General features: G+C 47.5%; 6 protein-coding genes and 2 pseudogenes. 5 read left to right on the forward strand and 3 right to left on the reverse strand.

Going from position 1 to position 16,717, the window contains the following annotated elements; all coding sequences use genetic code 11:
* A pseudogene (locus HPS55_RS14270) lies at nt 1-379 on the forward strand (hypothetical protein); the annotation flags it as partial.
* 1,211 nt (nt 380-1,590) lie between these two features.
* On the opposite strand, the gene HPS55_RS13265 reads toward HPS55_RS14270, so the two are convergent.
* The 3 genes from HPS55_RS13265 to HPS55_RS13275 form a co-directional block, all read right to left on the reverse strand.
* Nucleotides 1,591-5,025, reverse strand: a complete 3,435-nt coding sequence (locus HPS55_RS13265; RefSeq protein WP_172325015.1) for an Ig-like domain-containing domain — start codon at nt 5,023-5,025, stop codon at nt 1,591-1,593.
* 96 nt (nt 5,026-5,121) lie between these two features.
* On the reverse strand, nt 5,122-7,074 hold the full coding sequence (locus HPS55_RS13270; RefSeq protein ID WP_253945827.1) for a sialate O-acetylesterase: 1,953 nt from the start codon (nt 7,072-7,074) through the stop codon (nt 5,122-5,124).
* A gap of 237 nt (nt 7,075-7,311) precedes the next feature.
* The gene (locus tag HPS55_RS13275) at nt 7,312-9,246 is read right to left on the reverse strand and encodes an alpha-glucuronidase (protein ID WP_172176582.1); all 1,935 of its coding nucleotides are present in this window, start codon (nt 9,244-9,246) and stop codon (nt 7,312-7,314) included.
* Nucleotides 9,247-9,425: 179 nt separating this feature from the next.
* On the opposite strand from HPS55_RS13275, the gene HPS55_RS13280 reads away from it, so the two are divergent.
* The 4 genes and pseudogenes from HPS55_RS13280 to HPS55_RS13295 all read left to right on the forward strand — a co-directional run.
* Complete coding sequence (locus tag HPS55_RS13280) at nt 9,426-9,842, forward strand: T9SS type A sorting domain-containing protein (RefSeq protein ID WP_172176320.1); 417 nt, start codon at nt 9,426-9,428, stop codon at nt 9,840-9,842.
* A 22-nt stretch (nt 9,843-9,864) separates the two neighbouring features.
* Nucleotides 9,865-16,038: an RHS repeat-associated core domain-containing protein gene (locus HPS55_RS13285; protein WP_172176322.1), complete on the forward strand. Its 6,174-nt coding sequence runs from the start codon at nt 9,865-9,867 to the stop codon at nt 16,036-16,038.
* 36 nt (nt 16,039-16,074) lie between these two features.
* Nucleotides 16,075-16,482, forward strand: coding sequence for a hypothetical protein (locus HPS55_RS13290; protein WP_172176324.1), 408 nt, complete (start codon nt 16,075-16,077; stop codon nt 16,480-16,482).
* Between the two features lie 17 nt (nt 16,483-16,499).
* A pseudogene (locus tag HPS55_RS13295) lies at nt 16,500-16,717 on the forward strand (hypothetical protein); the annotation flags it as partial.

A 16,717-nucleotide genomic window follows, 5' to 3' on the forward strand; every position in this document is an offset into this window, starting at 1 on the left:
GGCAAACCACCGGCAAGGAAGTATGATTTTATATGTCTGGCCGAGCGTGTCCGGTCTGACGGATAAAATCATTCTTCCCGGTTTGCCTGCCGTGTATGACGGCTTGTTCCATTTACGGATCGGGCGGTCATGCGCGGCTTTCCGCTTACGGCTCAAAGGAACAGCAAAAAAGAAAAATCGTCAGAAACCCGTAAAAGCACCTTTCTGGCATAAGCGCAAAAGAAATGGGCCTTGCATCATCAGTCTAAACTTCTGTTTAGGCGTGAGGCAAAGCCCTTTTCTCCGCTTATGCGGTAGTCGGCATACGTTCGTCCAAAATCTCTTTGGGCGATGGTGTGCCGACGGACAAAACCGCTTTTACGGAAAAACTTATATGTGAGGATAAAAAATCAGGAGATTTATTTCTAAATCTCCCGTTTAATTTCTATTTTTGCATACGAAGAGTTCTTTGAAGGTTACGCAACGCGCAGAAGGATGATGCAGTAGATAACTAACTAATTCGTAACCTATTACTATCATGAGCAATTAACCTACGCTCATTTCCAATAAATTACACTCTTTTCGTAACTTCATGACAGCAAAGTTAATCATTTTAAACAAGATACCCATATATATCGTTTTTCATAATGTTTCCTAAACTTTCAAATATGTTTCAAACACGGACAAACGCCTGAGACAAGGGACCGGACCGTGATTAACCGGCTTTTCCTACAACATTCCATGTATTGGGAATGTCATTTCAAACCGGCTTGAAGCCTTTTCTTAAAAATCTTTACTTTAACATATGTTAAGCGGAACATGAAATGCAATTTACGACCAAAGCCCCGAAAACAGTCTTTTTTTGTTCAAACTGGGAGCGCTGATTATCAGTATGTTACGTCAATGAGGCTTTGTAATAAAAGCAGAGAGGCCCTTATCACCTTGCAATAAGGCCCTTATTGGACTGCAACGACGGCCGTTTCGCAATGCAAAACGGCCGTTACGGGAGTGTCGGGAGGGCCTTACGGCAAGATTTGGCTACCCAAAATGTGTGTCAAGAAAGCAGAGAGGGCCTCGCGGCTTTTCTATTTCGAAAAAAACAAAATGCGTTTTTTTCAGAATAATATGTACATAAACAAATAAGTTGAACAACAAAATCAAGCTGGTAAACAAAATCAAGCTGAACAACAAAATCAAGTTGGTAAACAAAATCAAGCTACATTATCGTCCGGACATAGGATGGATGTGTCCAAAATGAACGCATTCATCCAAAACACCTCCATTCAGGATGCATTCATTCTGGACACATCCATCCAAGGCGCCTCCATTCAGGACGCATCAATCCAGAGTGCCTCCATTCTATGTTCGGACGATAATGTAGCTTGATTTTGTTGACCAACTTAAGAAGAAACGTTTTCGACAAGCCAAATGAACAGAGCAGAACGAGACTTGTTTCAGCTCTGTTCATTTGGATTGTCGAAAACGGAGATGAGAATCCAACATATGTCAAAAAGAAGCGGAGGCCCTGTCTCAATGACATGACCTCCGCCTACCATAAAAAATGAAACTATTAAGATTCAAACCGTGGTTTTCAGCACCACGTATTACAGGTTATTTCAGCACCTTCTTCACCTTCACCGTACCGTCACCGAATGTCTGCTTCATGATGGTAAGTCCGTTCAGAGCATTGGTTCTCTTGCGGCCGTTAAGGTCGAAGTACTCAGTCTTCACCGGCTGAGCGACGGTCTGATTCTCAATATCCTTGATTCCTGTAGCATAGTTGAATTCTGTATCCTCGTCAACCATGGTAATTACAACCTCATTCAAGAACATGTGAGTCTCGGTGTCACCGTATATACCAAGCAGTACCTTGCCGTCAGTAATCTTGACTTTCTCGAAGAATACAGTCTGAGAAGCTGATTCGCAATAGGGGAATATCTGGCCGATAACCCGTGTACCCTTTGCTATAGAATCCTCACCCACCTTGATATAGGCATAGCTGAGAGTATCTTTCTGAGTACTTGGATTATAATTTTCACGCTCACCGTAAGCGAACTTGATGTTGTAGTAGCCGTGAGGCAGACCTGTAACTTCCTGTGTTGCAGTGAAAGAGCAGTTGTAGTTGGTAAGCATACCGTCGGCAACAGGGCACTTGTCGGTTACGAGCCAGCTCCAGCCTGTAGACCATACGAAACCGCCGCTCCAGCCTGCAAGATACTTCACATTCCAACCGTTGGCAGACTCATTGGTCACATCAGTATTGGTAGGAGTAGTGATATAGAAGTTCGGGTTCTTCACGAACACGGTCATGTCGATGGAGTCCTTATAGTTGTCCATTGTCACTTCGTCAACTCTGTCTGCGAAGAGAGTGTTTTCAGGATCTGCCAATGTAGTGTTGATCTTGGTCCATACGAGATACTTCAGCTCCTCAGCCAGTGCATCGTCATCTGTAAGCGCGTTATTTGCTTTCTCGATATAGTCTGTGAACTCCTCTTTTCCTGTCAGTGTGTTGAGACGTGTCAGAGCGTCGGCACCCTTAACGAGACGTGCTGTCAGGGCAGCCACACCTGTAGTACCTACCTCCGAACGCTTGTGCAGACCTGTCGCTTCGTCTACAGCCAGTGTAGTACACATGTTCTTCACGATAGCGGTATTCTTGTCGAGCTCGGCAATGGCAGCCTCCAGTTCAGCATCTGTCATCAGGGTATCAATCTTGGATACCTTTTCGGTTATGAGGTCAATTTCATCAATGGATGTCTCCAGAACATATTTGTTCATGGTTGTCTCCAATGCCTTGTAATAGTCTGTACCGTTGAACTTGCTGTCGGCAAACTTCTTCACCTGCTCCCAAGCCAATGCAGGCATCGGGTCGTATGTATCACAAAGTGTACGGTGGTTGCTCAAAGCTAATGTAGCTGCATTCAGTTCTGCCACAGCAGCATCGTATGCAGAAGGTGCCGTATATGCCTGACCGTCGTACTTCTTGATAGCGGCATCCAAAGCGTCGTAAGCCACACCGGCAAAACGTGCTCCGGAATTGTTTGCCAACGCGTTCTTGGCTGTGGCAAGAGCCTCGGCAAGAGCCTGCTTGTAAGCAGCACCGGCGTTGTTGGGGATATACTGAACCTTGACGTTGCCAAGCAATGTCTCTAACCATCCACCGTATGAAATCTCTCCGCCTTCCTTGTCAAGTGTAGACCAGCGCAACTTGTAGTTTCCGTTGGCCGGAGCTGTAAAGGTCATAGAGTGAGCACCCACGGTAATATTACCCTTTGCACCTTCGCCTGCGGGGTTGGTCACATTCTGGAAGTCGTAAGAAGCAACGGTAGCATCAGCCTCATCGAGAACCTCGAAGCGTCCGAACGGTGCAGCCTTCCATGCCACGGCATTGAAGCTCACCTGATATTTCTTGCCTTCCTCGAGTGCAAGACGGTGTACCTCGTCGTCAGCGTTACCACCGTATACGGCATAACCCATACGATAATACAAAGCGTGGGTGAAGTCGCCAGAGAAGCCGTCGAATACACGCGGACCGGAACCGGCATCCATCGGACCAACGAGGTCGTTTGTCTCGGCCTTCAGTGTCCATCCGGCTGGAATCTTATTGGCACCTACTACAGAGAAGCTGTCGGTCCAAAGCACCTTAACCACATCGTTAGGATCGGAAGAACTCATACCGAAATTCAGCGTAATACTGTATTCACCCGGATTATCGTAAGGATCAACCTCAGGCTCAACACCTGTTATGGTCAGCTTGTACTCGCCTGCTACCAGCTCTTCTGCACCTGTACGAGTGAGTTTCAGCACTTCGGCCATACCAGTAGTAGCCACAGTGAGTTCTTCCTCCTTGCCGTTGGCATTAACCAGCGCTGCAGAAACTTTCTCTGTATTAACATTCTTATCGAAAGACAGCGTAAACTCGTTTGTGGTAAGCGGCAGATCGAATGAACCGTCCTCAGGCACTGCACCTACAAGTGTAGGAATCTTATATGCATAGGAATATACCTCTTGGATGTTGTCGTCGTATGTAGCACCGTTCTCAGTGAAATCCTTCACAGATGTGTCTTCGTCAAACGAATACGGACGCAACGACTCGGTATACTTGATACGGCAAGCCTCATCAGCCGGGTTCTTGAATGTTACAACAACATTGTCGGCCTCGGTCTCATCGGGATAATCATCTCCGTCAAGGAAGATGTAAAGACTGCCGTCTTTCCATGCCTCAACACTGAGTATTCCATACTGCTTGCCGTCTTTCAGACCTACAGTGACACAGTCGGCAGGCAACAGCAGACGCTCCTTACCCTCGGGAACAAGCGAAGCCACATTGACCTTGTAACCGAAATTGACCTTCAGCACATCACCGTTAAAGGTGATGCCCTCAATCTCTGCGCCCTCCTCTATCTTCACATCGTCAATCCAGAAATCTCCCGGGTTGAACACGTTGAGCGTAAGGAAGAATTTCTGTGCCAGTTCGTTTGAAGCATTGCCGGGATGATTCTTGTAATACTCCTGCTGAATTGCCTGATTGGCATAGAAGAACATCATGGTATACTTACGGAATCCTTTGTCATCCTCCTGGAAATAAGACAAGTCGTAAGTAATCTGTGTGCTGTCGGCTGTGAGCAAAGGCAGATCGGCGTTCTCCTCACCCTGCATCAGTGCCACACGGGCCTTTGTCTTTTCGTAAGTCTCACCGTCCAGCGTATACTGGTTTGTTCCGGTAAGATAGAATGACACGCGATAAGGCGTGTTCTCCTTAAGCGGAAGATTGCGGAACTTGATGGCGCGCTGCCATGTTTCTGTCTTGCACTCAAAAGCTGCATCATTGTAAAAATGCAACGATTGGTCTCCGCTCCACTGTTTTTCATTTGTCAGGTTGCGCTCATCACCCTCTTGGGTGTTGATGAACTCATAGAATCCCAACTCCGTCGGCTGTTTGGTCATCTCACTTTCAAAGCCCTCGCTCAACAGTACTGTCTGTGCCTGTGCAAGCGCGGCGCTTCCGAAAAGCAGACCCATCGTCAAAAAGAAGTTTTTCTTCATAATCGATAATTTTAGGTTTTACATTTATTTGAATTGTTTGAAAATTTTCTGCGGCAAAGATACCATTTCTCCGTTCTTGTCACTTGTTGTTTTGTCTCACAGATTTGTTTTTTTGTTTATACACTCGGAAAAAGGCGTTGCGGGCAACCCGTTCTTACCGTAACAGTTGGCTTTTGCAGGATTGTCCTTCCAAGCATAGCGCACCTGCACCGGATTGGAAACACCCTCACATTCCACCACGACAGCATTGCCGTTGGCCTCGGCACTGGCATTGACGAAACGTCCGTCAGGTCCTGCAAGCTCAAATTCATACATTGCGCCACCGGCAAGCGGCTGGTCGAATGTGACGGTAACACGCCTGCCCTGCACATCAGTCTTCACGACTTTCGGACTCAACGTAACCTTCTTTCCATAGACAAGACGGTCGAAAGCCATTCCGGCACGTTCGGCCACATCTTTCTTCTGCAACGGATGAATGTCAGTAGCCTCACCCAAGTCGATAGCCACCACCAATTCCGAACGGCCATCCTCATAAGCCACCTCGCGCTGGGCATCACGCAAACGTGCCCACTGACTGTCCTGCGGCCCGGCAGACGGCTGCATGAAGTTGGCCAACTGGACTATGGCAAAAGGCAGTTGCGGCTGATTGAACACTTGACGCCAATTGGCCATCAGCTTACGCAACAACGGAGCATATTCGGCGGAGCGGCCTGTGTTAGACTCACCCTGATACCACACAACGCCCGACATCGGATAAGGAGCCAACGGATAGAGCATGGCGTTGTAAAGCACAGAAGGAAGGTTCTGTACGCTTGTACCTCCACCAAGAGGCGAAGGCATACGTGCACCCTCGCTCACACGCCACTGCTCACCGATCTTCATAGTGTCTCCCGGAGAAAAAATAATTTCGTAGGGTTTCTCCTTTATGAAGTGCGGCATGCCGTTCTTGTTGATAAAACGCACCGTAATCACATTGTCGCCCTCACGCAACAGTCCTGCCGGTATCTGATAGCGCCGCGGCGGATACTGATAGTAGGTGCGGCCCACTTCACGACCGTTGACAAACGTATAGTCCATATCATACAGTGTACCGAGCAACAGCCGCGCCGGTTTTCCCGCATGCTCAGCATCGACATGTATGTGCTGACGCACCCAAAGCGACCCTACATAGTTACGCCATCCGCCACCATTAGGCAGCAGTGAGCCATATTGATTGACCTCCGGCCAGAGACTGTCGTCGTACGCCAGAGTGTTCCATCCGCCTTTCAATCCCGGATCGTTCTCGTCGAGCAGGCTGTTCCATCTGTTGTTGGCCCGTTGGTTGGCCATTGCATACGCTTTCAGCATCTCGTCGTCCTTGCATAGTTCTGTCTGAAGATAATACTGTGTGAAACCGTTCTTCAACGAGTCGCCTTCTATCCACGATTCTATAGGTGTACCTCCAAGACTGTTGCATATGACACCCTGCGGCACACCGGTCTTCTCGTACATGCGCTTGGCCAGAAAATAACCTACGGCCGAGAAATTCCACGCGTTATTCTTGTCAAGTTTACGCCATCCAGTAGCTTTCACGTCTTCGCTGTGTCCGTGAAGATTGGTAACGGTCTGTACACGAAAAAGGCGGATGTCATCGTTCTTGTAAGAATCTATCTCCGACTCATAACGCGGATAGACACGCTCTACATCGGTATCGATGTTGGATTGTCCGGAACAAAGCCACACGTCGCCGAAAAGCACGTCGGACAGTACCGTACCGGCAACATCGACAGTATACGGGCCACCGGCTTTCTGCGCAGGCAACTCAATTAGCCACCGACCGTCGTCACCGGCCACGGTCTCATACGTTTTCTTCTTGAACACCACGGTCACTTTCTCACCCTTGTCGGCTGTTCCCCATACCGGCACCGGTGTGCCGCGCTGCATCACCATACCGGACCGGAACAGGCTCGGCAGCACCACTTTCGCCTGCAACGGAGCCGCACAGAGCGAGAACATCATCAAGCCACCGCATATCGCGGCAGGCATATTGCCTTTCAATATTTTTTTCATTTCATATATATTTAAGAGCGGCCCCCTATAATCCCCCAAAGGGGGATGTTGAGCTCACAATAATTTTATATAATCATACCAACATTGTATGGACGTGCCTGTGGCACGTATCAAGCGTAATGCGCTCATTATCAGTGTAACGTGCCACAGGCACGTCCCTACATTTCATGTGAATATCGCATAAGTCGCGGCCGTATGTTCCCGGCATCCCCCTTTGGAGGGGGATTATAGGGGGCCTCATTTATTCTTCCTCGCAAATCCCTCGAAATATCCCAGGCATACGTCACGCCACTCACGGGCGTTTTCCGCCTGATGGGCCAGCCGGTCGTCCACCTCCTGCCAACGTCTGTCATCGACATACGGACGCATACGCCTCCACGTCATCACCATACGGTCAACCTCGTCCACACCATGCTGATAGTGCCGGCACAGCTCCTGCCACAGGGTCAGCCCGCTCTTCATGCGATGGTTCCAAGCCACATGATGAAACCACAGCAGATATTCCTCAGGACAGGTCTTGATATTCTCATATTGCGAGGCGTATGGCTCGCGATACTGACGTGTGGCCCCGCTGCCGGTTGCCACCGTACGGTCGAAACCCACACCGACGGAATCGGCACGATGGTAATAGACCGGACACCACTCCAAAGGGTATTCAGCCTTGAAGCCGTCGGGTTCAGGCCCGTAATGATGGTCGAACTTGAAGATATGGTGCAGTCCGAGCGGCATCATATAGTCAACACATGCCTCGCGGCTGCGCATCATCACGTCCGTCATAGTGTCGACAAAAGCGGCATCGCTGCTGAACGTAAGGCGCAGCCACTCGCGGGCAATCTCCTCTGACGTAAGTTCCGGATTCCATGCCAGACGCCCGAACGCATACCAGTTGGCTTGCGCAAAATGATGTCCGCACCAGTTGGTGTCGTCACCGATATTGGTCACGCCCGCAACACCCTGAAGACGATCGGGAGAGACAAACGAGAAAAACTCCTTCCACATGGGAGCCAGATATACCAAATGACGCGAATGCCCGAGGTACTCCTGCGTAATCTGCAATTCGGCCATCTGCGGCGTGCGCTTCATACGGTCGAATATGGGGGCGTAAGGCTCGCGGGGCTGGAAATCGAGCGGTCCGTTCTTTGACTGAAGGATGACGTTGGAGCGAAACTTTCCGTCACAAGGTTCAAACTCGCTCACAGCCTGCTTCACCCTGTCTTCACCTTTATGGTTGGCACCATAGACAAACGAACGCCACACCACCTTGCCTCCGAACGGATCCAATGCCTCGGCAAGCATATTGGCCCCCTCGGCATGAGAGCGCCCATAGTCACCGGGACCAGGCTGTCCCTCAGAATTGGCCTTGACAAGAAAACCTCCGAAATCAGGTATCACCCTGTATATCTCGGCAACTTTTGTCCTCCACCACTCACCGACCTGTGGGTCGAGCGGATCAGCCGTAGCCAAACCACCAAGTTTCATGGGTGTGGCAAAATTTACAGACAGATATACACGGATATTATAGGGACGGAGCACATCGGCCATCCATCTTACCTTATTTATATAAGCGGACGAAAGCATCTGCGGAGATGCGTTGACATTGTTCAGAACAGTTGCATTGATGCCCACCGACGCATTGGCGCGTGCATACTGTATGATGCGGTCCATCAGCGCAGCCTGTGCTGCCGGAAGACGCCTGCGGTCAGTAGTGGAGGTATTTGTCATCTGCTCCCACTTCCACACGCTATTTCCTGCATAACCACGCTCGATACTTCCGTCGAGATTGTCCCAATGGTTGAGCATACGGATAGCGAAACGCGGATGACTCTCCATATCAAGCGGCATGCCCAACGCCTGACGGCGCAAAGCCTCGTAGGCACCGTAAATCAACCCGGACGTACGACGGGCTGTAATAGTAAGCCGGCCATCACGTTCTTCGATAGCGAAACCGTCGTCATCGGCCATAGCCTTGTCTATACGCAACACAGCGGACTTGCCACAATATCCGGCGGACAGTTCCTTGCGTGCCACGGCAACACCGTCCTGAACACCTTTCAATTCTATCTTAGCCTTGCCGACATTCTGCCAACGCAGCCACAGGGAGCTACCGTCTTCCGCACGTGAAGTGACCGCACAGAGAAACAACGCCATGAATATGAATATCTTGTTTGTCATCATGCGGCAAAGTTAAAAAAACTAACCCATTCGGACTTTTCAATTGGTCACACATACGTTTTTGTTTGTATCACATGAGGATGTTTAATGCGATTCCGGTATGTTTTTGCTACAACAGTATAGACATATAAAAAATTAATTGTATCTTTGTCGTATAACAACAATCAAAACCTTCGACTATGAATAATCGGATTCTGTATATAGTATTGTTCATGCTGAGTGTATTCCATATGGCATATTCCCAAAATATAGGATTCCACTATGATGATGCCGGCAACTGTATTTCCCGCGAGATTATAGTTTTGTCAAAAGCGCCAAAAGGAAAAGCTGCGACATCCGTCGAACCGATGAGAATAGCAGAAAAGGACATCCTTATAAATCAAACTGACGGAAAATTGAGGATAGAAGTATCGGGATACGATGCTACCGACAATTTCGCTTGCAGCATATTCAATTATTCGGGTCATGAGATTATGTCTGCACACCCCAGATCTTCATCCGCAAATCTATATACGGAATCGTTGCCTACCGGTGTATACATACTTCGCGTATCATTGAACGGAGAGAAGATGTCGCGGAAAATAATAAAGAAGTAGACTTCTATAATATTGTAGCATTATGAAGAAAAGACTGTTTTTGCTCATGATGATGCTGATATCAAGTATATCAGCAGTTCTTTCCTTCGGCTTGTCTTCCGATGATTCTTTTGCTACTACAAGTGCCGATATAACCAACAAAGAACCGATATCAGACAGTGCAGCCTCTTCACATTCATATCTGCTACAGCCCGACAATGCCCATGTGCCCGACCGTGTCGTTACTGATATATCCAATGAGACAGGGCTGATCGGGTTTACATCCGGTGTCACACCTACCGGAGCAAAGACATATCAGATACCTATAGATGTATGTCCGGGGATGAACGGCTTCACGCCTGAACTTTCCTTGGTATATAACAGCCAGCACGGCAACTCTGTTTTAGGTACCGGATGGTCAATATCGGGTCTGCCGGTAATCTCACGTTCAAACAGGAACATCTATTATGACGGAGTAGCCAAAGGCATTGCCATGGACTCCGATGATGCCTTTATGCTTGACGGGGTCCGTCTGATTCTGATAAATGTCACAAACGACAGTGCATTATACGAGACCGAGCAGGGCAATATCAAAGCACGGGCATGGCTGTCAGGCAATGTCGTGAAATACTTTGAGGTGTTTTATCCTGACGGTAGCAAAGGTATGTTCGGATTTACGACCAATGCGGATAACAGATTGTGCTATCCGGCCACTTCGCTTACCGACCTGCACGGCAACAGAATTGACTTTTCATACATCCTTACCGATAATTGCTATAATATAAGTAAGGTGTCGTATAACGGTGCTTCCGTTGAGTTCAAGTACCAGATGTCAAGGCCAGACCCTATGCTTTTTTTCTCGGGAGGCCAAGGTTTTTATGAATCCAAACTGTTGTGCAGCATAATATGCAAGACTGGCACAACAGCAATAGGAGAATATACTCTCGCGTATTCCACCCGAAACACAAGAACACTTCTCACAGAGATCGGATACAAGTCAGGTGGCAAGATATACAATCCCATACGCCTGTATTATGGAACAGGAAATGACAATAACACATTTGCTGTCGGCAACACTATCAACGTGATTTCCGCTTATCATCTTATGGAAGGTGATGGGATAAGGATTGTCAACGGTGTTTTCGGGTTTGACGGCGACGCAGACGCATTGGCAATAATGCCAAACAGGAATCCCTATTTCCTATATCACAGAGATTCAAATGTATCAATGCATTCCCAAAACCGGTTCCTGAATTTTTATGGGAACCGTGAAGAGATACTGCTTTATACGGGATTGAACGACACTTACGTAAGCTCAAAACTGCTGACTGGAGATGGATTCGTGGATTTGAAAACGGCAGATTTGGATGGCAGCCAGAAGGAATACCTCATACGCATAAACAACATTGTAGCAGATAATGACGATCAGGTCACATTCAATATATACAGTACGGAGGCACACACAAGGCCCATAGAAAAATACAGGAGGACATACAGTTTTCCTACAGTGTCAACAGATGCCGACGGAGGAAAGAGTGTGCAACCGAAGTTCTACTATACCGGTGATTTTAATGGCGATGGAAAGGTAGAGATTATGGCGGTTTCATCACATCAGCCGTTTGGAGATAAAGGGAAGCCTTCCCAATGTTATGTTTTCGATTTGCTTAAAAACAAGATATTGTATCAAGGCCATGTCTTCCCTTTCAATGTAGAATTTGTCGGTACGCATCAGGACGATGCCAAGGTGGCGGCCAACCATACAGACAAGTTGTTGGTAATCGATTATGATGGCGATGGCAAAAGTGACATCTGCCATATCGACGAAAACGGAATAAACATTTATACATTCGATGCAGACGGAGACAGGTATACAGCCCGAAAAATAACGACTCAAAAAATATTGGACAAGGCCGGACTGGCCGACCGTCATATCCTGCCCGGGGATTTCAACGGTGACGGTCTGACCGACCTGCTCGTTTCACCATCCGCCGAGACAGACGGTGACGCGCAGTGGTTGATGTTCAATTCCAAGGGTGACGGCACGTTTGCCAAATCGACATTCCAAGGCCCCACAACACCACGTACGCCCAATACCGGCTTTATCACCCAGGATATTGACGGAGATGATATTGCAGATTTGATAAAATATGATGATCATTCTGCCACTGCATTTTTGATTAAATGTAACAAATTGGGTGAAAGAATCCCTGTTTGCAACTATATGTACCAATCGGTATTTATGCCGATTAAAAGTTCTTACGGTTGTTTTACGAGGCTGATAAGAATCAGCGATGACAGAATCGAGCAGTACCGCGTATCACGCAATGACACCAAAGAATCATTGTTGACCGGTGTTGTAAGCAGTCTTGGGGCTATAGACAAGAATTATTATGATTTTATTGGTGATACAGACTCATATAAAAGAGGTAATGATGCCGTATTTCCATATCTGAATATAAGCGGCCGTTTGCCGGTCGTGACCAATTCGGATATATATGTAGACGGAACCGTGGCAGACAACAGCAGCTACTCATATACCAATGCTGTCTATCATAGACAAGGTCTTGGATTCCGAGGTTTCGGTGAAATCCGGACCTTTAACGGCGTCAAAGAATTTATCAGAACATATCAGCCGTATAATCATTGCCTGCTTTCGGGCGAATGGTCGCGTATGGGCGAAAGATCATACACCTATTCCGTTGATGTTCAAGCAAACAAGATAACCCGGATACGCCTGACGGAAAAGAAAGAAGAGGATTATCTGAAAGATTTTTCCGCGGCTTCCGTCTTTACTTACGCCCCATACGGATACCCCACGAGCGAGCATACGTCCTACAGCGACGGTACTGAAGTAGAGAAAACATTTTCATATTCCTACAATACTGTGCCGGAAACTGGTTACCATCTCGGTTTCCTTACCGACAACAGCATCACCACCACTCGCGACGGCATGTCGTATACGGAACGGATGCACATACCTTCACACTCGTCACGGTTGCCTGATACCAAGATATATTATAAGGATGGCAATCAGGTAAAGCGTGAAGACTACGATTATGACAGCAACGGCAATCCGCTGGCAGTGTCATTGCAGCATTACTCTTCTCCACACAGGCACTCCACACGCTACGAATACGATGCGTATGGCAGAACAGTCAAAGAGACCGACCCTATGGGTCATACCTGTGAGTTCACATACAACCCGGCAGGGCTACTCACGAAAGAGAAAGACCATAAAGGACTTGTTACGACATACTATTATGATGCCATGGGGCGGGAGACAGGTGTTGTAAATCCTGACGGCACACGAACGGACATCATATATTCATGGGTGGCGTCAGATGATGGCGCTGTATATAGTATCACCCGTAAAACGACCGGACAGCCGGAGGAAACTTTCTTCTACAACGCGTTGAACCAAGAAGTGAGACACAGTGAGAAGCGATTTGACGGAACCGTTGTAAACGTGGACAAGATTTATGACGATGTCCGTGGAACTCTGGCAGCAGTGTCGACGCCGTATATTGGTGCCGAGCCTTCTTTCTGGGACGGATATCTTTATGACTCCTATGGACGGTTGGAATATTATCAGTCGGAAACACGCGATTCTGAAACCGACTATGTTTACGAGGGCAACAGTGTTACAATAATAGAAAATGGCAAGTCGGTGACAAAGAGTTACGACCTGTTCGGCAACCTCGTTTCCGTCAAGGATACAGCCGGAACCGTCACTTACAATCTCGCGCCCGACGGATTGCCGGTTTCTGTCGTTGCCCCCGGCAATGCCACAACCGCCTTCGAATACGACAAGTACAGGCGGCGCATAAGTATGGACGATCCGAGCATAGGCACAACCTTATATAAGTATGACGAAGCTGGAAATACAGTGGAAGTTACCGATGCCAACGGACTGACCACGCACCACACTTATGACAGATACAACCGCCTGACAAGGACGGAGTGCCCGGAATTTGCCACGGACTATTCATACGACGCAGACGGCAATCTTACGGGAGTGACCACAACCAACGGTACGTCAAAGTCGTTTACATATGATATTTACGGCCGGCTCGCTGCAAGCAAGGAAAGAATTGCCGGCGGCAAATGGCTGCAAAAGGACTACACCTATTCTGACGGTAACGTATCATCGGTAAAGTACACATCACAGTCGGGAGTACTTGCTACAGAAAACTATATTTACTCCAACGGTCATTTAAGCGAGATAAAGCTGGACAACAAAACGACACTGTTCAAACTGACATCCGAAAATGTGTACGGCCAGCCCGTACGGATCACTACCGGCAATATCACACGGAAATATGGATATACCGGTTGCGGACTGCCGTCGGACAGAAGTGCCAACGGACTGTCCTGCACCTATCAGAATACATCGTATACATTCAATCCGAAGACTTCATATCTCGAATCACGGGTTGACAGCATTTCCGGTACAAACGAAGGATTCACTTACGACTGTCTTGGACGTCTTGAATCGGCAAGGACTGATTTGTTTGTAATATTAGGTGCGGGAATAAAAGACAGTCTGATAGAGATAGGTCCTGTCATACCCAGACCGCTGACAGAGCAATACACATCATCGGGCTCTGCCGTTTACCCAAAACCCGATATACCGGGACTGGAACAAGTACGGTTCAAAAAGCTGGAAATGTCTTATGATGCCAAAGGCAACATAACAAGCAAGACCGATGCCGGAACATTTGAATATAACATACCTTCCAAGCCATATGCCGTGTCAGGACTGTCAGAGTCCGGTACTGCATTGTACAATACAGGAATTCCCAAACGCGAGCAGTACATATCATATTGTTCGTTCAGCCGGCCCGAGTCCATAGAAGAAAACAGATATACCGCAACATTCACATACAATGGGGATTATGACCGTGTGAAGATGCAGCTGTCACACAATGATACCGTATGCCTTACACGTTATTATCTCGGCGGATGCTACGAAATAGACGAGACCCCATCGTCCGTCAAGGAAAAGCTGTATTTGGGCGGTGGCTACTATGACGCCGTGGCAGCCTATGTGAAAGAAGGGTCCAAGGCCGGTGTATACTATATCCTCCGTGACTATCTGGGCAGTATCACACAGATAGTGGCCCCAAAAGGAGATCTCGTGCAGGACATAAGATACGATGCCTGGGGACGTATATGCAACTCCTCTGTCGTACCGTATTCTCCGGGAAATGAGCCGGAGCTGTTTCTTGGCCGTGGATACACCGGACACGAGCATCTCTCACAGTTCGGGCTCGTCAACATGAACGCCCGCCTTTACAACCCGGTGCTGGGGCGTTTCCTCTCTCCGGACCCTTATGTGCAGATGCCCGACATGTCGCAGAACTTCAACCGCTACTCCTATGCGATGAACAACCCGCTGTGCTATGTGGATGAGAGTGGAGAATTCTGGTGGTTGGTGGCAGGCGCTGTGATAGGCGGTGTAGTCAACCTTGCCTACAAGGCCATATCAGGACAGATCAACAGCTGGGGCGACGGTCTTGCTGCCTTTGGTGTGGGTGCTGTGGCCGGAGCCGTAGGTGCCGCAGTCGGGCCCTATGCGTTTGCAATGGCCGGAGGTGCTGCCGCGGGCGGTGGCGGATTCCTGGCCGGTGCAGCAGCAGGAGCAGCTTCCGTTGCCGCCACAATGCCTATCGAGAATTTGGGAAATCACGTGTATTTCGGCGACCCGCTGATGACGTGGGACGAATATGCCTTGGGCATTGCCGGCGGCGCCATGATAGGAGGTACCATCAATGGAGCCAGAGCGGCATATAACGGCAGGAACTTTTGGGATGGCAGCAGACCTGAGTCAAAAATAGGGTCTTCTTATTTTACCAATACTCCTGTTCATGTTGACAACGAACTGAAGAATATAGACAGTTCTACTCCAGAGCTGAGTACAGATGATTCTAAAGTACAGAGACTTGCAGATGAACTTAAAAAGCATTTAAAAGAAAGAAGACAAGGACAAGAATTTCGGGTTTCAATAGAAAATGAAACTCAAAAATTAGATGTTCGTGTTGAATCGCATAATAAAGCGCAAATTTCTTTCCCAGAACATAATCTTAGTTGGGAAGATGTTGTTCGTCACATGAATATTCAATATTATGAAAAAGATAAATTCGGAGAATTTCAAAAAGTCATATTACCCGGACAATCAACCAACAATGTTCATATATTTTTGAATATAGTAAAATAACATATTACTTTCATTATAAATTAAAATCTAATTGGTATGGGAAATTATACAGCCAAATTATTTATCACGATTTTGGAAAAATTGCCACGGTCATGTCGATGGTATGTAGATTATTCTCTTGACGATGCGTTTGAGCATGGGCATCTTTTGGAGTTGAAAAAATACGTTTCAGATATGTCCAAGGATTATACCTACTATTATTCTCATTGTATAGAATTGACAGAGGAGTGTATTTCATATCTGTTACAGGAGTTAAAAAATAATGAAGGGCTTATTTACTATATATGCCACCATGCCATTACCCATGATGACGAGATGCTGATGATAGTCTATGATAAATCATTGTTCACTATCCATAAGTCTTTCGGCATTTCTGATGAATTTATACGCCAGTGCAATGAGGATGAGGTCTACATAGATGTCAGGGACCATATCGTATTATAATATTTTCAGCTATGAATATGATTAAATCATTGATAAACCGCTTGCTATGCAGGGAAATCCAGAACGTAGAAACGCGAATTTATGATTGGCTCACAGCCATTGACAACAAAGAGACTGTCCCTTCGGAAATAACAGCTTTCAATATTGGTATTTTCGAGCAGGATGAAGGCTATAGTATCTATCTTACCGGCTCGGAGGAGTATGATGCCGATGGCGACGACTGGGCCTGCGACGT

Origin of the sequence: Xylanibacter rodentium (assembly GCF_013166575.1) — a bacterium.
Lineage (GTDB): Bacteria > Bacteroidota > Bacteroidia > Bacteroidales > Bacteroidaceae > Prevotella > Prevotella rodentium.